Annotated in this window: 18 protein-coding genes; 7 read left to right on the plus strand and 11 right to left on the minus strand. The window is 68.7% G+C overall.

All coding sequences use genetic code 11. From position 1 onward, the window contains the following. The 5 genes from R4I43_RS03405 to R4I43_RS03425 are packed head-to-tail and all read right to left on the minus strand — an operon-like array spanning position 1 to position 5,677. Complete coding sequence (locus R4I43_RS03405; protein ID WP_324264018.1) at positions 1–888, minus strand: HpcH/HpaI aldolase/citrate lyase family protein; 888 nt, start codon at positions 886–888, stop codon at positions 1–3. Beyond that, entirely contained in the window at positions 888–2,054 is a 1,167-nt protein-coding gene (locus R4I43_RS03410; RefSeq protein WP_324264019.1) for an acyl-CoA dehydrogenase family protein, read from the minus strand. The genes R4I43_RS03405 and R4I43_RS03410 overlap by 1 nt, the downstream gene beginning before the upstream one ends. Next, complete coding sequence (locus R4I43_RS03415; protein ID WP_324264020.1) at positions 2,038–3,690, minus strand: AMP-binding protein; 1,653 nt, start codon at positions 3,688–3,690, stop codon at positions 2,038–2,040. Before R4I43_RS03415 ends, R4I43_RS03410 begins: the two co-directional genes overlap by 17 nt. 22 nt (positions 3,691–3,712) lie before the next feature. Continuing rightward, positions 3,713–4,486, minus strand: coding sequence for an SDR family NAD(P)-dependent oxidoreductase (locus tag R4I43_RS03420; protein WP_324264021.1), 774 nt, complete (start codon positions 4,484–4,486; stop codon positions 3,713–3,715). A 27-nt stretch (positions 4,487–4,513) separates the two neighbouring features. Beyond that, entirely contained in the window at positions 4,514–5,677 is a 1,164-nt protein-coding gene (locus tag R4I43_RS03425) for an acyl-CoA dehydrogenase family protein (protein ID WP_324264022.1), read from the minus strand. A gap of 135 nt (positions 5,678–5,812) precedes the next feature. Between R4I43_RS03425 and R4I43_RS03430 the strand changes: the two genes are divergently transcribed. The 3 genes from R4I43_RS03430 to R4I43_RS03440 are packed head-to-tail and all read left to right on the plus strand — an operon-like array spanning position 5,813 to position 8,592. Next, positions 5,813–6,985, plus strand: coding sequence for a thiolase family protein (locus R4I43_RS03430; RefSeq protein WP_324264023.1), 1,173 nt, complete (start codon positions 5,813–5,815; stop codon positions 6,983–6,985). 40 nt (positions 6,986–7,025) lie between these two features. Further along, entirely contained in the window at positions 7,026–7,784 is a 759-nt protein-coding gene (locus R4I43_RS03435) for an SDR family NAD(P)-dependent oxidoreductase (protein WP_324264024.1), read from the plus strand. A 10-nt stretch (positions 7,785–7,794) separates the two neighbouring features. Then, entirely contained in the window at positions 7,795–8,592 is a 798-nt protein-coding gene (locus R4I43_RS03440; RefSeq protein ID WP_324264025.1) for a crotonase/enoyl-CoA hydratase family protein, read from the plus strand. A 102-nt stretch (positions 8,593–8,694) separates the two neighbouring features. On the opposite strand, the gene R4I43_RS03445 is transcribed toward R4I43_RS03440, so the two are convergent. Continuing rightward, entirely contained in the window at positions 8,695–9,462 is a 768-nt protein-coding gene (locus R4I43_RS03445; RefSeq protein ID WP_324264026.1) for an enoyl-CoA hydratase/isomerase family protein, read from the minus strand. A gap of 264 nt (positions 9,463–9,726) precedes the next feature. After that, positions 9,727–9,918: a ferredoxin gene (locus R4I43_RS03450; protein WP_132682015.1), complete on the minus strand. Its 192-nt coding sequence runs from the start codon at positions 9,916–9,918 to the stop codon at positions 9,727–9,729. A gap of 226 nt (positions 9,919–10,144) precedes the next feature. On the opposite strand from R4I43_RS03450, the gene R4I43_RS03455 reads away from it, so the two are divergent. After that, positions 10,145–11,314 (plus strand): NAD(P)/FAD-dependent oxidoreductase, encoded by a 1,170-nt coding sequence (locus tag R4I43_RS03455; RefSeq protein ID WP_324264027.1) that lies wholly within the window; start codon positions 10,145–10,147, stop codon positions 11,312–11,314. 129 nt (positions 11,315–11,443) lie between these two features. Here the strand turns inward: R4I43_RS03455 and R4I43_RS03460 are convergent, their stop codons facing one another. Both R4I43_RS03460 and R4I43_RS03465 read right to left on the minus strand, forming a co-directional pair. Beyond that, positions 11,444–12,196 carry an SDR family NAD(P)-dependent oxidoreductase gene (locus R4I43_RS03460; RefSeq protein ID WP_324264028.1) on the minus strand — a complete coding sequence of 251 codons (753 nt, stop codon included), beginning with the start codon at positions 12,194–12,196 and terminating at the stop codon, positions 11,444–11,446. A gap of 19 nt (positions 12,197–12,215) precedes the next feature. Continuing rightward, entirely contained in the window at positions 12,216–12,560 is a 345-nt protein-coding gene (locus R4I43_RS03465) for an EthD family reductase (protein ID WP_324264029.1), read from the minus strand. Between the two features lie 336 nt (positions 12,561–12,896). On the opposite strand from R4I43_RS03465, the gene R4I43_RS03470 reads away from it, so the two are divergent. The 3 genes from R4I43_RS03470 (at position 12,897) to phoU (ending at position 16,610) form a co-directional block, all read left to right on the plus strand. Continuing rightward, entirely contained in the window at positions 12,897–14,171 is a 1,275-nt protein-coding gene (locus R4I43_RS03470) for a PAS domain S-box protein (RefSeq protein WP_324264030.1), read from the plus strand. Between the two features lie 247 nt (positions 14,172–14,418). Further along, positions 14,419–15,210: an acetoin reductase gene (locus R4I43_RS03475; protein ID WP_324264031.1), complete on the plus strand. Its 792-nt coding sequence runs from the start codon at positions 14,419–14,421 to the stop codon at positions 15,208–15,210. 755 nt (positions 15,211–15,965) lie between these two features. Further along, positions 15,966–16,610, plus strand: coding sequence for a phosphate signaling complex protein PhoU (gene phoU, locus R4I43_RS03480; protein WP_324264032.1), 645 nt, complete (start codon positions 15,966–15,968; stop codon positions 16,608–16,610). A 164-nt stretch (positions 16,611–16,774) separates the two neighbouring features. Here the strand turns inward: phoU and R4I43_RS03485 are convergent, their stop codons facing one another. Both R4I43_RS03485 and R4I43_RS03490 read right to left on the minus strand, forming a co-directional pair. Then, on the minus strand, positions 16,775–17,101 hold the full coding sequence (locus R4I43_RS03485; RefSeq protein WP_324264033.1) for a hypothetical protein: 327 nt from the start codon (positions 17,099–17,101) through the stop codon (positions 16,775–16,777). Between the two features lie 798 nt (positions 17,102–17,899). After that, complete coding sequence (locus R4I43_RS03490) at positions 17,900–19,150, minus strand: O-antigen ligase family protein (protein ID WP_324264034.1); 1,251 nt, start codon at positions 19,148–19,150, stop codon at positions 17,900–17,902. Positions 19,151–19,155 lie beyond the last annotated feature (5 nt).

Consider the following 19,155-nt stretch of genomic DNA (forward strand, 5'->3'; position numbering starts at 1 on the left):
TCACTCCCCGATTCCCGCGATGGCTTCGGCCCGCGCCAGCCAGTCCACCGCCTTGTCGTAGTGGGCTTTGTCGATGTGCAGGCCGCGGTAGCGCAGCGCCCCCGTGCCCTCGGCGCGGGCCTTCTCGTAGGCCTCGACCAGGCCCCGGTAGAACTCGATGTCCGCGGGGGACAGCGAGAACACCTCGTTGATCGCGGCCACGTGGCTCGGGTGGATCGCGATCATGCCGCGGAAGCCGAGTTGCCTGCCGCGCGCGGCGAACTCCCGCAGGCCCTCCAGGTTCGCGAGGTCCTCCCACAACCCGGTCAGCGCGTGGATCCCGGCTTCCCGGCACGCCAGGAGGATCCGGCTGCGGTGGTACAGCGTCTCGGTTCCCTCGGGTGTCCACTCGTAACCGACGGCCTTGGCGATGTCCGCGTGCTCAGCGGTCGGGCCGATCATGGCGCCAACCCTCGGCGACGCCGTCGCGATCTCCAGGCAGTCGTGGATCGCCCGGACCGTTTCGACCGGCACGATGTACTCCAGACCGGAAACCCCGTTGCGCTCCTCGAAGTGGTCGAGCAGCGCGTCGTAGCGCAGCACGTCGGTGCTCCGCTCGATCTTCGGAGCGAACACACCGGTCAGGCCCGGAACGACGACCTTCTCGAGGTCACCACCGGTGAGCCGGGTTTCCAGCGGGTTGACCCGCACGAACAGGCCCACGTCGCTGCCGGCTTCCCGGACCCGCCGGATGGAACCGGCGACCGCGTCCCGCGCAGCGACCTTCTCCCCCGAGGGCACGGAATCCTCCAGGTCGAGCACGATCGCGTCGGCGTTGGCGCGCAAGGCCTTGTCGACCCACGTCGTGCGGTGGCCGGGCAGGAACAGCACGGAACGGTAAGGCCGCATCAGTAGCTCCTCGGCAGGCCGAGCACGTGCTCGGCCACGTAGTTGAGCACCATCTCCTGGCTGATCGGCGCGATGCGCATCAGCCGCGCTTCCCGGAAATACCGCTCGATGTGGTACTCCTTCGAATAGCCGTACCCGCCGTGCGCGCTCAGGGCCGCGTCGGCGGCGAAGAAACCGGCCTCCGCCGCGAGGAACTTCGCCTCGTTCGCGTCCTTGCCGCTGGGCTGGTCGTTGTCGATCAGCCACGCCGCGCGCTGGCACACCAGGTCCGCGGCGTCCAGCTGAACCAGCGCACGCGCGAGCGGGTGCGAGATGGCCTGGTTCTGCCCGATGGGACGGCCGAACACCGTGCGGTCCTTGGCGTAGGTGGTCGCGCGGCGCAGCGCCGCCCGTCCGATGCCGATCGAGGCGTTGGCCGAGATGACGCGTTCGGCGTTGAGCCCGGCGAGGATCGCGCGGAAGCCGTTGCCGACCTCGCCGATCACGTCCGATTCGGGGACGAACAGCTCGTCGATGAACAGCTCGTTGGTGTCCACGGCGTTGCGCCCCAGCTTCGGGATCTTGCGCACCGTCACCCGATCGCGGTCCATCGATGCGAAGAACAGCGTCATCCCGTCGGTCCGCTTCGCGCTGTCCTCCCGCGGGGACGTCCGGCACAGGATGATCAGCCGTTCGGCCTCCTGGGCCTTGGTGATCCAGACCTTCTTCCCCGAGATCGACCAGCCTCCTTCGACCTTCTTCGCGAACGTCGAGATGGTGGAGGTGTCGGTGCCGGCGTCCGGTTCGGTGACCGCGAACGAGACGTGCAGATCCCCCTCGACGAGCCTGGGCAGGAACCTCTCCTTCAGGTCCGCGCTGCCGTGCTTGATGATCGACTCGAACCCGAAGATTCCGATGTGGACAGCGCTGCACCCGTTCATCCCCGCCCCCGAGGCCGCGATCTCCTGCTCGACGATCGCGGCCTCGGTGACGCCCAGTCCCCCACCCCCGTACTCGGCGGGCACGGTCAGACCGAGCCAGCCGCCGTCCACCACCGCCTTGTAGAAGTCCCAGGGGAACTCTTCGTCCCGGTCGTGCTGGGCCCAGTACTCGTCGGGGAACCCGGCGCACAGCGCGCGCACGGCCTCCCTGATGTCCGAATGCGTCGTGTCAACGCTGAAGTCCATGTGCCTTCTCCTGGCGATCGAAGGTGTCCGGCGCGATCCCCTCTTCGCGCAACACCGCCTTGCGCACCTTCTCCGAAGGCGTTTTCGGCAGCGCGTCGACGAACCGGACGAAGCGCGGGGTGGCGAACTCGGGGATGCGGCCCTCGCACCAGTCGATGACCGCCTCGGGCTCGACGGGTTCGGTGGCGACGATGGCGGCGAGGACCTCGTCCTCACCGGCTTCGACCTCGGCCGGGACGCCGATCACCGCGCACTCGGCCACCGCCGGGTGCCCCAGGATCGCCTGCTCCACCTCGTAGGAGCTGATGTTCTCGCCGCGCCGGCGCAGCGCGTCCTTGTAGCGGTCGACGAAGTAGAACCAGCCGTCGGCGTCCTTCCGCAACGCATCACCCGTGTGGAACCACAGGTTTCGCCACGCCTCGACGGTCTTCTCGGGCATCCCGTAGTAGCCCATGCTGCACGTCCACGGGTGCTTCGGACGCACCACGAGCTCACCGATCTCGCCGACCGGCACCTCGTGGTCGGTCTCCGGGTCGACCAGCCGGATGTCGAACCAGTCCGCTGCTTGCAGGCCGGCCGCGCCGGGCGGGCGCTCGACGCCGTAGGGCGACATGATCGGTGCGCAGGTCTCGGTGAGCCCGAACGCGTCGACGAACGCCTCGATGCCGTAGCGCTCCTGGAAGTCCGCCACGATCGAACTCGCCGTGGGAGCGGCGTAGACGCACCGCAGCTGGTTGTCCCGATCGTCCGGTCGGGGCGGCTGCTTCCACGCGAAGTCCATCATGACGCCGACGAAATTGGTCACCGTCACGCCGGACTCGCGCACCTGGTCGATCCACCGGCTGGCGCTGAACTTCGGCCGCACCACGGCAGCGGCGCCCGCCACGAGCGCCGGGTACACGGCCATGAACTGGGCGTTGCCGTGGAACAGCGGCGTGGTGGTGAGGTAGGTGTCCTCCGAGGTGAGCCGGGTCAGAGACACCACGATCTGCGCGAAGAAGTACAGCTGCGAGTGCGGCATCGCCACGCCCTTGGACGGACCCGTGGTGCCGGAGGTGAAGAAGATCGCGCCGAGGTCCTGCGGCCGGGGCGCCGGGAGGTCCAGCGCAGGCCCGTCTTCCAGCTCGTCCCACAGGTCTGCGCTCCAGCCCCCGCGCCGCAGCAGGTCCACGGCTTCCTGCCCGCGGCCGGTGTCGATGACCCAGAAGTGCTCGATGCCGCGGGCGTGCTCGGCGATCGCGACGAACCTCTCGGCGAAGGCGTCGTCGATGACCGCCCACGGCGCCCCCACGGTCACCACCTGGTGGCGCAGGAACTCACCTTCGTAGTTGGTGTTGATCGGTACTTCGACCAGCCCGCCCACGGCGGCGGCGAACCAGCTCCGCACCAGCTGCGAGGAGTTGGCGGCCATGATGATCAGCCGATCGCCGGCCTCCGCGCCGGTCTTGATCAGCGAGCCGGAGATCCGTTGCGCTGAGGACAACATCTCGGCGTAGGTCCAGCGCAGCCCTTCCTCCGGCGTCATCAAGAAGGTCGCGTCCGGCCGCTCCTGGGCGTGGTGCCGCAAGACGGTGCTGAGCGTCCAGTCCGCTGGGTCGGCGAACGTGGGAACGAGATCGCGGTAAACCCGGGTCATGCTCGGCCTCCACAGTCAGTCGCTACTTCGCCGTCAACCCGCCGTCGACCGGGATGGTGACGCCGGTGACGTAGCTCGCGTCGTCGCTGAGCAGGAAGGCGATCACCGCAGCGACCTCCTCGGGTTCCGCGCCCCGTCCGAGCGGGATCCCGCCGACGAAGTCCTTGGTCAGCTCGGAGACGTCGGCTCCGGGCTCGCGGCCGAAGAACTGGGCCAGCATCGGCGTGTGCACGGTGCCCGGGCACACCACGTTGACGCGCACCCCGTCCGGCGCGCCGTTGAGCGCCAACGCCCGCGCGAAGGGCACGAGCGCGCCCTTGGTCAGCGAGTAGATCGGGCTGAACGGCGAGCCCACCAGCGCCGAGGTCGACGAGGTCATCGTGACCGAGCCGGTGCCGCCAGCGGCTTTGAGCAGGTCGAAGCCGAGAGTGCAGGTGTAGTAGGCGCTCTTGACGTTGACGTCCACATTGGTCGCCCACTGCTCGTCGGAGACCTCGAGCCCGGCGGGGCCTGGCATGCCGACCTGCGCGTGCAGCGCGTGCAGCACGCCGCGCTCGTCGCGAACGCGGTCGAACAGGGCGCGCAAGCTGTCGTTGTCGGTGGCGTCGACCTGCTGGGCGACCGCGCTGCCGCCTGCCGCCACGATCTCCTTGGCCACCGCCTCGGCGGCGTCGGCACCGAGGTCGGCGACGTACACGTGAGCGCCTTCGTCGGCCAGGCGCAGCGCGATGGACCGGCCCATGCCGGATCCACCGCCGACGACGGCGGCGGTGCGGTTCTCGAAGCGACGTGTCATGAGTGTGTCCCTTTCCCGTCGGACTGGTCAGCGGCGCTGGTCGAAGGAGCGGCCGAGCATTTCGGAGACGATTCGGATGCGTTGCATCGCCGGCGTGCCCCCGGCCAGCGCCCACCCGTGCGAGTCGCGGTGCAGCCGTTCGAGGCCGAACTCCTCGGTGTAGCCGTTGCCGCCGTGCAGCTGCATGGCCAGATCGGTGACCCGCTTGGCCATTTCGTTCGCGGTGCACTTGGCCAGCGACACCTCGAGCGAGTTCGGCAGGTGCTCGCCGACACCGGCTGCCGCGCGCTGGATGAGCAGCCGGGCGGCTTCGACCTGCAGCAGCATGTCGGCCAGCGTCATCTGGACGTTCTGGAACTCCACGAGCGGCTTGCCGAACTGGTCGCGTTCCTGCACGTAGCGCTTGGTCCGATCGAGCGCCGCCTGTCCCAGCGCCAGGCTCATCGTGGCGTTCCCCAGGCGTTCGATGGAGAACGCGCCGAAGAGCTCGCGGAAGCGCCCCGGCCCCAGCACCAGGTTCTCCGCGGGAACCTCGACGTCGTCGAAGCGGATGTCGGCCGACGGGATGCCGCGGAAGCCCATCAGCCGTTCGCGCTCACCGAAGCTCACGCCGGGCCGGTCGGCTTCGACGATCACCGCACCGATGGCCTTCGAGCCGGGTTCGTCGTTCATGCGCGCGTAGACGAGGTAGTGGTCGGCTTCGCCACCGTTGGAGATCCACCGCTTGGACCCGTTGACCACGACCTTGTCGCCCTCGACGACGGCCTTGGTCTTCATGTCGGTGGCGGCCGAGCCCGCGTCCGGCTCCGAGATCGCCACGGCCAGCGTCGCCTCTCCGCTGATGATCGGCGGCAGGAAGCGCTCGCGCTGCTCCTCGCTGCCGAGCCTCGCGACGACCTGCGCCGGCCCGGTGTTGGACTCGAAGACCTGGAAGGCCGCGGGACGGCATTCCTTGGCCAGCTCCTCGATGACGGTCAGCGCGTGTTGCAGCGGTGCACCCCCGCCACCGTGCCGTTCCGGGAGCGCGATGCCGAGCAGTCCCAGCTCTCCCAGGTAGCGCCGCTCCTCGTGGGGGAAGGCCGTCCGCTCGCGGTCCCATTCCTCCGCGCGCGGTGCGTAGCGCTCCGCGGCGAGTTTGGCCGCGACGTCCTTCAGGGCGCGCTGTTCGTCGGCGTCGATTGCGGATGCCACTGGCTCACCACCCTCATTTTATCATAATCATCATAATAGTCTTACCGGTAGCGCGGTCAAGCTTGCTCCTCCGATCAACCCCGTGCAAGATGCAGTTGTCCCTAATTATCATCATCATAGTTTAGGGAGGCGGCAATGGGCCGTGCAGTGATCGTCGACGCGGTCCGCTCCCCGATGGGGCGCGGCAAGGCCACCGGCGCGCTGGCCGGGCTGCACCCGGTGGACCTGCTCGCGCAGGTGCTCAGCCGGCTCGTGGCCCGCAACGACCTCGACCCCGGGCTGGTCGACGACGTGCTCGTCGGCTGCGTAGGCCAGGTTGGCGAGCAGTCCGCCACCCCCGGTCGCCAGGCGGTGCTGGCGGCGGGATTCCCCACCCACGTCCCCTCCGCGACGATCGAGCGCAAGTGCGGCTCGGGGCAGCAGGCGATCGATTTCGCGGTCCAGGGCGTCCGAGCCGGCGCGTACGACATCGCCATCGCCGCGGGCGTGGAGTCGATGAGCCGGGTGCCGATGGGATCCGCGCGCGGCGACGCCGATCCGCACGGACCGGACGTGCGCGCTCGATTCCCCGGGCTCGTGCCCCAGGGCGTCTCGGCCGAACTCGTGGCCGCGAAGTGGAAGCTCAGCCGCTCCGAACTCGACGAGTACGCCGCCCGCTCGCACGAGCGCGCCGCTGCCACGTCCTTCGACGGCGAGATCGTGCCGGTCACGACCCCCGACGGCGCCGCGGTCACCGCCGACGAAACCATCCGCGAAGGCACCACACCGGAACGGCTCGGCCAGCTGGCGCCGGCCTTCGCCCGCCAGCCCCACCTGGATCAGTTCCCCGACCTGGACTGGATGATCACAGCCGGCAACTCCTCGCAGATCACCGACGGCGCCAGCGCGCTGCTCGTGATGTCCGAGGAGCGCGCTGCCGCACTGGGCCTGCGGCCCCGGGCAGCGCTCGTGGCCTCGGCCGTGGTCGGTGACGACCCGACGCTGATGCTCACGGGCCCGATCCCCGCCACGCACGCCGTGCACGCGCGCGCCGGTCTGTCACCGGGCGAGATCGCCGCGTTCGAGGTGAACGAGGCCTTCGCGTCGGTTCCGCTCGCCTGGCAGCGGGAGTTCGGGGTTCAAGACGAACGGCTCAACCCCTGCGGCGGCGCGATCGCGCTCGGGCACCCGCTCGGCGCGTCCGGCTGCCGCCTGATGACCACCCTGATCAACCACCTGGAGCGCACCGGCGGCCGGTACGGCCTGCAGACCATGTGCGAAGCCGGTGGCATGGCCAACGCCGCGATCGTGGAGAACCTGTCCGCGTAGCGGGCTGGAAGCGGGAACGACGAGCGAGAACGGGAGAGAGATGAAGCTGACCAACGCGACAGCCGTCGTCACCGGGGGCGCCTCCGGCCTCGGCCTGGCCACCGCGCGCCGGTTCGTCGAACGAGGCGTGCCCACGGTGATCATCGACCTGCCCACCTCCGACGGCGAACGAGTAGCGAAGGAGCTGGGGGATTCGGCCCGCTTCGGTCCCGCCGACGTCGCTGACGCCGACGCCGTGAACCGGGCGCTCGACCTGGCCGAGGGCCCGATCCGGGCGCTGGTGCACTGCGCCGGCCGCGGCGGAACGGTGCGCGTCGTGGAACGGGACGGCCAACCGGGATCGCTGGAGTCCTACGAGTCGATCGTGCGCACGAACCTGATCGGCTCGTTCAACGTGCTCCGGCTGACCGCGGCCCGGATGGTGACCAACGAGCCGCTCGACGGCGAGCGCGGAGCCTGCGTGCTCACCGCCTCGGTCGCGGCGTGGGAGGGCCAGATCGGGCAGATCCCCTACGCCTCGGCGAAGTCGGGGGTGGTGGGCATGACTCTCGTCGCGGCCCGCGACCTCGCGCGCAAGCTGGTCCGCGTGTGCTCCATCGCCCCCGGCACCTTCGACACCCCCATCCTTTCCCGGTTCTCCGACGAGATCCGCGACGGTCTGGCGCAGCAGACGCCGCACCCGCAACGGCTGGGAGACCCGGACGAGTTCGCCGCGCTCGCCCACCACATCATCGACAACCCGATGCTCAACGGCGAGACGGTGCGCCTCGACGGTGCGATCCGGATGCCACCGAAATGAGGAGAGCAACGTGACCGAACCCAGTGGTGCCACACCGGACGAGACCGAGCCCGTCGTCCTGACCGAGAACGTCGACGGCGTGCAGGTCGTCACGATCAACCGGCCCGAGGCCCGCAACGCCATCAACACCGCGACCGCCACGGCGATCGCGGCCGCGATGGACGAGTTGGACAGCAGGGACGACCTGGTCGCCGGCGTGATCACCGGCGCGGGGCGGAGCTTCTGCGCGGGCATGGATCTCAAGGCGTTCCTCGCCGGGGAACGGCCGTCGCTGCCGGGCCGCGGATTCGCCGGGATCGTGCAGCAGCCGCCCGCCAAGCCGCTGGTGGCGGCCGTCGAGGGACACGCCATCGCGGGCGGCTTCGAAATCGTCCTGGCCTGCGATCTCATCGTGGCCTCCGAAGAGGCGAAGTTCGGGCTGCCCGAGGTCAAGCGCGGCCTCGTGGCGGCGGGCGGCGGGCTGCTCAGACTGCCCGAACGCGTGCCCTACCACGTGGCGGTCGAGTGGGCGCTCACCGGCGAACTCGTCTCGGCGAGAGCCGCGCACGAGGTGTCCCTGGTCAACCGGCTCACCCCGCCCGGCCAGGCCCGCTCAGAAGCGTTGGAGCTGGCACGGACGATCGCGGGCAACGGCCCGCTCGCGGTCCGGGCCACCAAGGAGATCATCAACGCCGCCCGCGACTGGCCCTCGGACGAGGCCTTCGAGCGCCAGCAGGCGATCAGCGAACCGGTGCGCAGCTCCGAGGACGCCCGCGAAGGCGCCCTGGCGTTCAAGGAAAAGCGGGCACCGGCCTGGAAGGGGCGCTGACCGGCGGAGGATCGGCGGGCACGGGAACCGAGCGCGCGCCGCGCCGGTTCCCGTGCCCGTTCCGGTGGCCCGCACATCCTGCGCCACCGAGCATCGCCTCGTTCACTCCGGTGGGGGGAAGTTCGGCTTGCGCTTCTCCAGGAAGGCCGCCGCTCCTTCGGCCATGTCAGGACTGCCCACCGCCTGGACGAGCATGCCCAGGCCCGCGCTGAACGAATCGCGAGCGGCGTTCCACCAGACGTTCGAGCTGACCTTGGTGATCTCCAGGTAGCGGGGGCTCAGCGTGGCCAGCTCACCGCACCACTCGGTGACCGTCTGCTCCAGCAGGTCGTCCTCGACCACGGCGTTCACCAAGCCCATCCGCTCGGCCTGCTCGGCGGTGTAGCGGCGGCAGAACAGCGACAGCTCCTTCGCGCGCTTCTCGCCGATCTGCAGACCCATCACGTTGGTGGCCCCGGTCACCGGCGAACTGCCGACTCGCGGCCCGGTCTGCCCGAAGGTCGCCGAACGGGCGGCGATGGCCACATCGCACGCGACGACCAGCTCGTTGCCCCCGCCGGCCGCGGCTCCGTTCACCGCGGCGATGACCGGCCTGGGGCATTGGCGCACGGCGTCCAACATCCGCAGGGTCGACTGGTAGAGCTGCCGCATCTCCCCCACCGTCGGCGTGCTCAGCTGCTGCAGCGAACCACCTGCGCAGAAGCTCCCGCCGGACCCCGTGATGACCACCGCGCGCGCGGACGCGGCGTCCTCCAGCGCCTCCACGATCGCGGCGGACATCGCGGGGTCGAACGCGTTGCGCCGCTCGGGCCGGCTCAACCGGATCCACAAGGCCTCACCAGCGCCGCGCTCCACGAGGACGTCGGTCATCGGTCTCCTCCACTCCTCACCGGGGTATTCTATTATAATGATAGTCCTTGTATCGTCGACCCCCAAGGACCATCGGAGAGGACTCCGGTGAGAGTTGGCGGCGCTTCGCGGCAGAACTTCCGCCGTGCGACCGAATATTCGCGAGGCAGCGGGAGCGGCCGGGCGACCCGCCGGACCGCACCCGAGCCCCCTCCCCCGCAGGCCGAGCGAGCGCGCCCGAACCGCCAGGCGGAGGATCCCGCGGGACGCGCAGCCCGCTCGGCGTCACTTCAGGCTGATCGCCCGCTCCGGGCACGCGTCCGCGCCATCGCGAGCCGCGTCGACCAGGGCGCCGTCGACCTCCTCCGCGATCGGGTAGGCGTGCCCGTCCTCGTCGCGCAGCGCGAACACATCGGGCGAGGTCATCTGGCACAGCCCGTGCCCCTGGCATTGGTTGGCGTCGACCTGAACTCGCATGGATCCTCCTCGACCAACTCGGCCTGCATCGTTGACAGCCGACCCATCTAGTATAACCATTATCAGGCCAAAGCGAAGGGCTGCGACGCGAAAGCATGGCAGGTCGACGGCTTCTCCGAAAGCCATCACCGAATGGGACCGCGCCGACGCCCGCAGAAGGAGTCGAGATGGGCTTGCAGAACTCCACCCGCGCTCAACAGCGCGTGCTGGCGACGGAGAGCGGTTCATGAACCGGATCGTCGTCGCGGGCGGCGGCCTGGCAGCGGCCCGGGTGTGCGAACAGCTCCGCGCGAAGGGGCACGACGGCGAGCTGCTGGTGCTCTGCGCCGAACCCCACCCGCCCTACGACCGGCCACCGCTGACCAAGGCCGCGCTCCTGGAGGAGCGCGACACGACCCTGCGCACCGATTTCGAGCTGCTCGAAGCCGATCTCCGGCTGGGCGTCGCTGCGACCGGCCTCGCCCCGGATCGGGACGTGGTGCAGACGGCGGAGGGCGAGATCCCGTTCAGCACCCTGGTCATCGCGACGGGCTCAGCACCCGTCCCGCTCCCCGGATCGGGCCCGCAGCACGTCGTCCGCACCGCCCAGGACGCGGCGCACCTCCGCGCCGGACTGCGCCCGGGAGCCCACGTCGTGCTCGCCGGAGCCAGCTGGATCGGTGGAGAGGTCGCCACGGCGGCACTCCGGCTGGGATGCCGCGTGACCTGCGTGGAACCGGGCCCGGCACCGCTGGCCACCGCGCTCGGCGACGAGGTCGGCGCGCTGTTCCTGCCCTGGTGGTCCGACGTGGACCTGCGCCTCGAGGTGGGCGTCACCGAGGTGACCGCCACCGGCGTGCGACTCGGCGACGGGTCGCACCTCACTGCGGATGTCGTGGTGGCAGGTATCGGAGTGCGCCCGCAGACCGACTGGCTGAGCGGCTCCGGGGTCGAGGTCGACCGCGGGGTGGTGGTCGACGAGCACCTGCGCACCACCAGGCCGGGCGCCTACGCGGTGGGCGATGTCGCCGCCCGGTGGTCGGTGCGGTGGAACAGGCGCCTGCGCGTTGAGCACTGGGACGACGCGCGAACCGGTCCCGACGTCGCCGCGGCGGTGATCCTGGGCGGCGACGCCGGCCCGGAGCCGCTACCGGTGCACGACCCGGTCCCCTACTTCTGGAGCGACCAGTTCGGGCACAAGATCCAGTACGTCGGCCAGCACGGCGCCGAGGACGCGGTCGTCATCCGCGGCAGGGGTTCGGCGAAGTGGGGAGCGGCCTGGCTCGCACCCGACGGCACGCTCAACGCTCACCTCAGCATTGATCAGCCCAAGCAGATGATCCACGCCAGAGCGGCGATCGATGCCGGCGCGAAACCGGACCCGGGATCGCTGGCCGACCCGGACGCCGCGCTCTGAGAACGCCCTCGCGAACTGGCTTTGCTGTTGCGCGGGTGGTTCGGGATCCGGCTCATGACGCAGCAGCACAGCACGCGGGGTCCTCGAGAGCACTCTCGAGGACCCCGCGTGGAATCGATGGCGGCAACGTCAGCGAGCCAGGTACCCGCCATCGACGTGCAATTCCGAACCGGTCATGAACGAGGCGTCGTCACTGGCGAGGAAGGCGATGACCGCGGCGATCTCGGACGGTCGAGCCAGCCGGCCCATCGGCATCACCGAGACCATGCCCACCTCGATCTCGGTGCCCTTCACGTTCTCGAGGATGGGGGTGTCCACGAACCCCGGATGCACCGAGTTCACCCGCACGCCGTCGCCGACCCAGCGCATGGCGGTGTTCTTGGTGAGCAGCCGAACCGCCCCCTTGGCCGCGTGGTAACCGGGCGAGGTGCCGAACCCGCCGCCCACGCCGTAGATCGAACTGACGTTGACCACGGAGCCGCACCGGGACGCCTTCAACTGCTCCGCAGCCGCCTTCATGCCCAGGAACACACTGGTCTGCGTGACGGCGATCGTTCGCTCGTACTGCTCCTTCGTCGTCTCCTCGAGCGGGGCGGCATCCCCGATCCCGGCGTTGTTCACCAGGATGTCGAGCCCACCGAACTCGGCGACGACGTGGTCGATCGCCGCCTGCCACGACTCCTCGGAGGCCACGTCGTGGTGCAGGAAAGCGGCCCGGGCTCCGGAATCCCTGAGCCCGTTCGCGACTTCCTCACCGGCGGCGTCCTGGATGTCGGTGACGAGCACCGCCGCGCCTTCCTCCGCGAAACGCTCCGCCGTCGCCCTGCCGATGCCGCTGGCGGCACCGGTGACGAGAGCGACCCTGCCCTGCAATCTGTCCATGACGGACTCCTCGAGAGGCCTAGGCCGCCTTGACGACCTGGGAGAAGGACATCTGGAAAGCGTCTGGCGTGGTGAAGTTCGCGATGTCGGCCGACGCAGCTTCACCCTCCGACGACTGCAGGGCCGCCAGCGCGTCTTCCTTGCTGTCGAAGTCGAGGACCGCGACCAGGAAGTGCGCCGGCTTCGATCCGTCCGGAAGCTCGGTCACGCCCCATTCGTAGTTCCTCAGCTTCGGCAGCTTGGTTGCGAGAACCGCGTGCACTTCGCGGTAGTGCGTCAAGAACCGCTCGGGATCCGAAGGGTGATCGTAAATCGCCGTGAGCCGATACATCGATTCGCCTTTCTGCCTGGGGGAGTTGCGCACGCGACCACCTCGCGGCGCCTCGAGAAACCGCAGCGCCGAGCACATCAGTCCACACTGGATGAACGCGACACCAGTTGGGAGAGCCGCAGGACGTGACCTGCAACCAGGATCACCCCCGCCGAGGCAAGAGTCAAGATATCTCTGATATTCATAGTCACCGATTGCTTCCGATGCCGCCTCCCCGGCCTTCCGGAACCGCTCTCGCCCCGGCAAGCGAGATCGTTCAAGTCGAGCACCAGCTGATCAACGCGGTGAGGGACAGCGGAAGTGAACGATCTTCATCCTGATGGGTGACGCTCGTGCGTGCTAAGCAAGCGGCGCCGTTACGCTTGCTCAGTGGCTACGCCTGGGTCGGCCATGCCCGACAACGTGACATGGCAGCTGATCTTGGAGCAAGCCGCGGCCCCGGTCGCGGCGCTCGATCTGCAGGCCCGGATCATCTACGCCAACCCCGCTGCCTGCGATCTCCTCGGCTACGACCCCGCAGCCGTGCTCAACCGCCCGGCGCACGACTTCACGCATCCCGATGACCCACCGGTCGACCACGACATGATCAGCAGCCTGGTCACCGGCGACGCGGAGAAGTTGACCCAGGAGCGGCGTGGCATTCGGTCCGACGGCACGGCCCTCTGGGTCCTGGTCGACTTCGCCCTCATCCGCGACGCCGACGGCGTGCCGCAGTTCGTCCTCGCCCAGTACCAGGACATCACCGAACGCCGCACGGCCGAGCGGCGCTGGCGCCACACCTTCGCCAACGCCCCCATCGGCATGGCCATGCTCGACCTCACCGGCCGCTGGCTCGAAGTCAACGACAAGCTCTGCGACATGGTCGGCTACACCCGCGACGAAATGCTGACCATGCGCTTCACCGACCTGACCTACCCCCACGACACCGCCGGACTGGACCTCCTCGCCGACCTGGCCGCAGGCCGCATCGACACCGCCAGCACCGAAAAGCGCTACCGGCACAAAGCCGGATACCCCATCTGGGCGCTCATCCGCGTCAACCTCGTCCGAGGAGCCGACGACCAACCCGCCTACCTCGTGTCCCAGTACGAAACCATCGGCGACGAAGAGATGCGCGACAGCCACATCGCGCACATGGCCCTGCACGACCCGCTCACCGGCCTGGCCAACCGCGCCCTGCTCATGGACCGGCTCAACCACGAACTCGCCGCACTCCACCAGCACGGCGGCGTCCTCACCGTCCTGTTGGCCGACCTCGACGGCCTCAAACCCGTCAACGACCGCTACGGCCACGCCGCCGGCGACAACCTCCTCACCACCACCGCCGACGAACTGCTCAACGCCGTCCAACCAGGAGACACCGTCGCCCGCCTCGGCGGCGACGAGTTCGTGGTCGTCTCCAACAAGCCGGACATCAACGCAGCCAAGGCATTCCGCGACGAAGTATCGCGATGCCTGAACACCGACATCACTGTCTCCGGCCACGAGATCACGCTCACCGCCAGCATCGGACTCGCTGCCACCACCAACGCCACCACGCCAGCATCCGACCTGCTCCACGCCGCCGACCTCGACATGTACACCCACAAAGCCACCAGCCCCCGCCACCAGCACCCACCCGAACAGCACTCCGGCGGCAACTGAGCGAGTCCACGCACCGAACCCGCCCGAACCATCCGGAGAAGGCGGGGCGCAACGAAGGCCTGGAGCGGAAAGGTGAAATCCGCTTCGCTTCGGTCGTCTCAAACTGAGACAACCGAGGTCTGCGCCATGCGGCCTTCCTACCTAGCCTCACTGGTGATGTGAACGGGACCACACGACGGGCTCGCGGTCTCGCGAGCCACAGCATCGGTCCCGGCAAGTCTCATGCCACGAGGAAGTGGAGAAGTCCATGCCTGCTCACACCAAGTCCCGCGTCGTGCTCGTCACCGGCGCAGCCCGGGGCATCGGCAAGGGGATCGCGCTGCGGCTCGCCGCCGACGGCCACGACGTCGCCGTCAACGACATCGATGCCAACAGCGACCAGCTCAAGGCCGTCGCCGACGAGATCATCGGACTGGGCAGGCGTTCGGCCGTCGCGGTCGCCGACGTCTCCGACCCCGAGGCCGTGCAGCACATGGTCGACACCGTGGCCTCTGAACTCGGTCGACTCGACGTGATGATCGCCAACGCCGGCGTCGCCCAGGTCAAGCCGCTCCTGGAGGTCACGCCGGAGGAGTTCGACGAGCTGATGTCGATCAACCTGCGCGGCGTCCACCTCTGCTACAACGCCGCGGCCAAGCAGATGATCAAGCAGGGCGATGGCGGCAAGATCATCGGAGCTGCCTCGATCGTCGCTCACCGCCCGTTCCCGCTGCTGGCGCACTACTCCGCTTCCAAGTGGGCGGTGCGCGGGCTCACCCAGGCCGCCGCGATGGAGTGGGCGCAGTACGGCATCACCGTCAACGCCTACTGCCCCGGCATCGTCGGCACCGCCATGTGGGACCACATCGACGAGAAGCTCGCCGAGCACGAGGGGCTCCGCAAGGGCGCGGCCATCGAGAAGTACTCGGAACTGATCCACCTCGGCCGCGTCTCCGTTCCTGAAGACGTGGCCGCGTTCGTGTCCTACCTCGCCTCCAGCGATTCGGACTACATGACCGGCCAATCGGTGATGATCGACGGCGGGATCCAGTTCTCCTGACCGAGACGTGCAGGACTTGGTCCCATCGGACCGTCTCCGGCCCGATGGGACAGTCCCTCCGTCGAGCGGAGCTCAGCCCAGCAACTTTGGCTCCTGGCCGGTTCCGCGGAGTCGCACTCCACCTCAGGACCCAGCCATGTGAGCTCTCCGTCAGTCCGGTAGCCAATAGGGCAAGTCGGAGAAGCCCGCGCGAACGCGCACCAGTGTCATTTCGACGCGGGTGATGCCCAGGTGGGCGCAATGCTCACCGACCCGCGTGGAGCAGTCAGGGCCGCTCCAGGCGGGCATGCGACGCGAGGCCCGGCACTGCGGGCACAACGTCACGCACAGCACCCCAGGTGGGGACTCGACCACCAAGCACGTGAGGGAGCTCTGCGCGTCACAGGCTTCGCAGCCTGCCGCAGGCGGGCACCACGTGGTGTCATCCAGGTCGATGTGTTGCGGGGAGTCCAGGGTCGTCAATCGAATCGCCTCATCGGCGCCTGCCCCTTGTACGTCCTCCCACGCGCCGGTGCGGAATCCTGCAGCGGGGTCTCGGCCGCAGCCACACCGGTGCGTGGCCGGGCGGCGGGTGCCTCGCCCCCCCGTTCGAGCCCGGCGCCCGATCTCCAGGGTGCCAGACTTCGCTCGAACACACACGCCTTGGTCATTGCCGACGATGCGCTGACCCGCTCGTCGCAGGTCCGGGAGACTCTGGTGATACGACTGCCCCTCCCGGTACGCAACGTCCGGTTCGGGCGGTTAGGGTTGATCTGATGCGAGAGGCGTTCCACGGCGAGCTGACAGAACTCGGCGAGCAACTGGCCGCCCTGTCCGGGCGGGCGTCCGAGGCCATGCGGCTGGCCACACAGGCAGTGACCACCAGCGACACGGGACTGGCCGAGCAGGTCATCACCGCCGACTCCGAACTCGATGCCGCGCGCAACGAGTGCGAGGACCACGCCCAACGGCTGTTGGCGTTGCAATCACCCGTCGCAGGCGACCTGCGCACCATCCTCGCGGTTCTCTACTGCGGGGTGAAGATCGAACGCATGGGAGATCTCGCCGCCCACGTCGCGAACCTGGTCCGCCACCGCCACCCGGAGCCGGTCGTCCCGGACGAGTTCACCGACACCGTGCGCTCCCTGGGTGAGCTGACGGTGAGCATGGCCGACCGCCTCCACGACGTGATCCGCGGCGCGGACCCCGCGAGCTTCTCGGCGATGGACAACTCCGACGACACCGTCGACGCACTGTGCACCCGCCTGGGAGAGGCAGTGCGAAGCGAGGACTGGCCGCACGGCGTGACCGCCGCGATCAACATCGCGCTGCTGACCCGCTACTACGAACGCTTCGCCGACCAGGCCGTGTCCGTGATCCGCCGCCTCGAATTCGCCACCACCGGAACACTTCCCCACTGACGCAGGAGCCGGCCCCGGCCCGTCACGACGAAATCCCTGAAACTGCGGGGCCTCTCGCGATCATGTGTCCGCAGCTTCGGCTGCGCTCACGATCGCAGAGGGAGGAGTATGACAGCTCCCCGCCTCTGCAGTCCTCATGGTGCTTCGCAGCACCGCTGCTCGTGTCACATCGCCAGGAGGATCGGGACGAACATCGTCGCGGTGTAGTAGGACATGAACTGCACTCCTGCGTTCATCCCGAACGCGCGGTTGCACAGCCCGCCGAGCATTCCGACGGACAGCGCGGTCACCAGTCCGAGAACGCCACCCTCGTACCAGGAGACCACCACGATCAGGCCCGCGAAGGCGCCGATCAGCGCTTCGTGACTGACGTGCGTGATGACCCAGGCGCTGGCCGCGCGGGCGTCCTTCATCGCGAAGGGGTACGCGACGAGTGCGGCGATGAGGACACCGAGCAGGCCGTAGACCAGGCACTGCCAGGACGACATCATCGTGTGCAGGTTCTGCGGCCCCGCTGCCGCCCTGCACCGAGTACACCGGTGGAGCGTTGAACAAGGCCGCAGCGGGCCCGGCCGCGACAGGGCTCAGCGGGAGTCCGAAGGCCACCAGCGGGATGATGGTTTCGGCGAGGTAGGTCGACTCCGTCGTGCCGTTCTTGACCGCCATCAGGGAGCTCAGGCGTCTGATACGGGTGCTTCAGCCGCGAACCAACGGCTTCACCCGCGATCACCGTGGTGGCCACCGGGCTGAACACGAAGGTCGCCGAGCTGACCACCGCAGCGCCTGCCGTGTAGCCGACCTGCTGCTTGGTGAGCACGCGCAGCGGGTTGGGAAGAAGGTCTGGCCCGTCTTGGATTCGGGCGCGAGCCAGAACTTCCGGGCACCGCTGCGTTCCATGTCCTGTCACCCGGACCGCGAGCTCGCTCTGAGCAGATCCGCCACCAGGGGCCGATCGCGATGCCGAGGAAGAAGGAGATGCTCAGGGAATCACCGAAGTGTTCTTGGTGACTCCGTGCACGGCGGCAATCGCCAGCGTGAAGAAAATGATCCCCGCGACGCTGGCTCAACGGCCGGATCCCGAGGTTGACGCAATCGCCGTCGCTAAGCTCGGCGACGCGATGGCCGCCATCTCCTCACGAGCCCAGCTCATCTGCTCCTCCTAGTTCGTCGAGACGGTGGCCGGAGCGCGCACGGTGCGCTTCTCGATGTCCTTGACCCGAGGTCTGGCCACCACCAAGCGATCCACATAGATACCCGCGGTTGCGATCCGTTCCGGGTCCGAGTGCACCTCACCACGGTGCTCGGCCCCCACAACCACCGCCCGCGTACGTAGTGCCAGGCATGCTGGTCGGAGCGCTGCTTTCCGGCCGACCTAGGCTCCTGTCTCGCCGGACTGCAGGAAACGCGAGGGCTACACCCAGCAGGACGAAGAACGCTTGGTTGGCGACCAGGTCACCCGAAACGGAGACGTTGAGCAGGAAGAAGCACAGTAGGGCCGTGATGCCAACGCCTTCTAGACGAGGGAGCTGAGCCCGCGCTCTCCCGAAAGCCACCGCCACAACAACGATCAGCGCGGCGGCCGCGATCCATCCGCCCTCAGCCGCTACCTCGACGAAGAGGTTGTGCGGGTACTGGTGGACACCGCTGTCCAGCCAAGCCCAGGAGGGAAGCTTCTCCGAAAGATCGCCCCACCCGATGCCGAACGGGTTCATCGCGACGATCGGCAATGTGGCTGCGTAGAGGTGGGTTCGAGCGAGTGTGGAGGAATCTTGCTGCCCGCCGAGGAGGTCTGTGATCCGGTTCGCCGATGCTTCCGGCGCCTGGGAGAGCGCCCAGAGCGTGAAACCCACGAAGACCGCCACGGTCAGCGCCAGGCGCGTGCTACGAACCACGAACTTCGCCGGCATCATGAGGGCAACGAGGCAGACCGTCGCAACCAGAGCGACCAGCGGGCCCCGTGATCCGGAGGCGACCGTCGATGCGGCGAGGTACACCACCGCCATGCCACAGGCGACGACGGCCCACACCCACCCTCTCGGGCGGCGCCGGTACAGGTGCAGAACGAGGACGAGGATGGCCAGGGCCGCAGCGCCTGCCGCCCGGCCGAGGTGGATGGTGTTGGATTCATCCAACGCCAGCCGCACCCCGCCGGAACCGGCGCTCTGCAACCGAGCGAGCGTGACCTCCGCAAGCCCCACCAGCGCGAACCACCACAACAACCACAGAATTCGGGCGCGCGTGCGGATGACGGTCACCGCTGCGACCGCGGCCAAACCAGTGACGCAGAACATGGCAGGCACCTTCGCCTGGCCATACTCGTTGAACGACGACAGCAGCACCGCTGGCGTAAAGAACGCGAACAGAACCACCACCTCAGCGAGGCCGCCCAGCCACCGCATGCGACTGCAGATCGTCACCAAGGCCATCGCGCCGACCACGAATCCGAGCAGGACAGGGGCATCGTCGAGCAGCGAGCCGGAGATGGGCAGGTGCTTCAGGGCTTTGCTGTTGAGGAACAGGACGATCAGTCCAGTGCTCAACCCAT

It is taken from the genome of Saccharopolyspora mangrovi (assembly GCF_035320975.1).
Lineage (GTDB): Bacteria > Actinomycetota > Actinomycetes > Mycobacteriales > Pseudonocardiaceae > Saccharopolyspora > Saccharopolyspora mangrovi.

Excerpts from the sequence above, each read along its gene's own strand:
- R4I43_RS03435 (WP_324264024.1), top strand. The coding sequence starts at position 7,026 with ATGAAGCTGACCAACGCGACAGCCGTCGTCACCGGGGGCGCCTCCGGC.
- R4I43_RS03485 (WP_324264033.1), bottom strand. The coding sequence starts at position 17,101 with ATGATGTCGTCCTGGCAGTGCCTGGTCTACGGCCTGCTCGGTGTCCTC.
- R4I43_RS03450 (WP_132682015.1), bottom strand. The coding sequence starts at position 9,918 with ATGCGAGTTCAGGTCGACGCCAACCAATGCCAGGGGCACGGGCTGTGC.
- phoU (WP_324264032.1), top strand. The coding sequence starts at position 15,966 with ATGCGAGAGGCGTTCCACGGCGAGCTGACAGAACTCGGCGAGCAACTG.
- R4I43_RS03455 (WP_324264027.1), top strand. The coding sequence starts at position 10,145 with ATGAACCGGATCGTCGTCGCGGGCGGCGGCCTGGCAGCGGCCCGGGTG.
- R4I43_RS03445 (WP_324264026.1), bottom strand. The coding sequence starts at position 9,462 with ATGACCGACGTCCTCGTGGAGCGCGGCGCTGGTGAGGCCTTGTGGATC.
- R4I43_RS03410 (WP_324264019.1), bottom strand. The coding sequence starts at position 2,054 with ATGGACTTCAGCGTTGACACGACGCATTCGGACATCAGGGAGGCCGTG.
- R4I43_RS03420 (WP_324264021.1), bottom strand. The coding sequence starts at position 4,486 with ATGACACGTCGCTTCGAGAACCGCACCGCCGCCGTCGTCGGCGGTGGA.
- R4I43_RS03405 (WP_324264018.1), bottom strand. The coding sequence starts at position 888 with ATGCGGCCTTACCGTTCCGTGCTGTTCCTGCCCGGCCACCGCACGACG.
- R4I43_RS03415 (WP_324264020.1), bottom strand. The coding sequence starts at position 3,690 with ATGACCCGGGTTTACCGCGATCTCGTTCCCACGTTCGCCGACCCAGCG.
- R4I43_RS03460 (WP_324264028.1), bottom strand. The coding sequence starts at position 12,196 with ATGGACAGATTGCAGGGCAGGGTCGCTCTCGTCACCGGTGCCGCCAGC.
- R4I43_RS03430 (WP_324264023.1), top strand. The coding sequence starts at position 5,813 with ATGGGCCGTGCAGTGATCGTCGACGCGGTCCGCTCCCCGATGGGGCGC.
- R4I43_RS03475 (WP_324264031.1), top strand. The coding sequence starts at position 14,419 with ATGCCTGCTCACACCAAGTCCCGCGTCGTGCTCGTCACCGGCGCAGCC.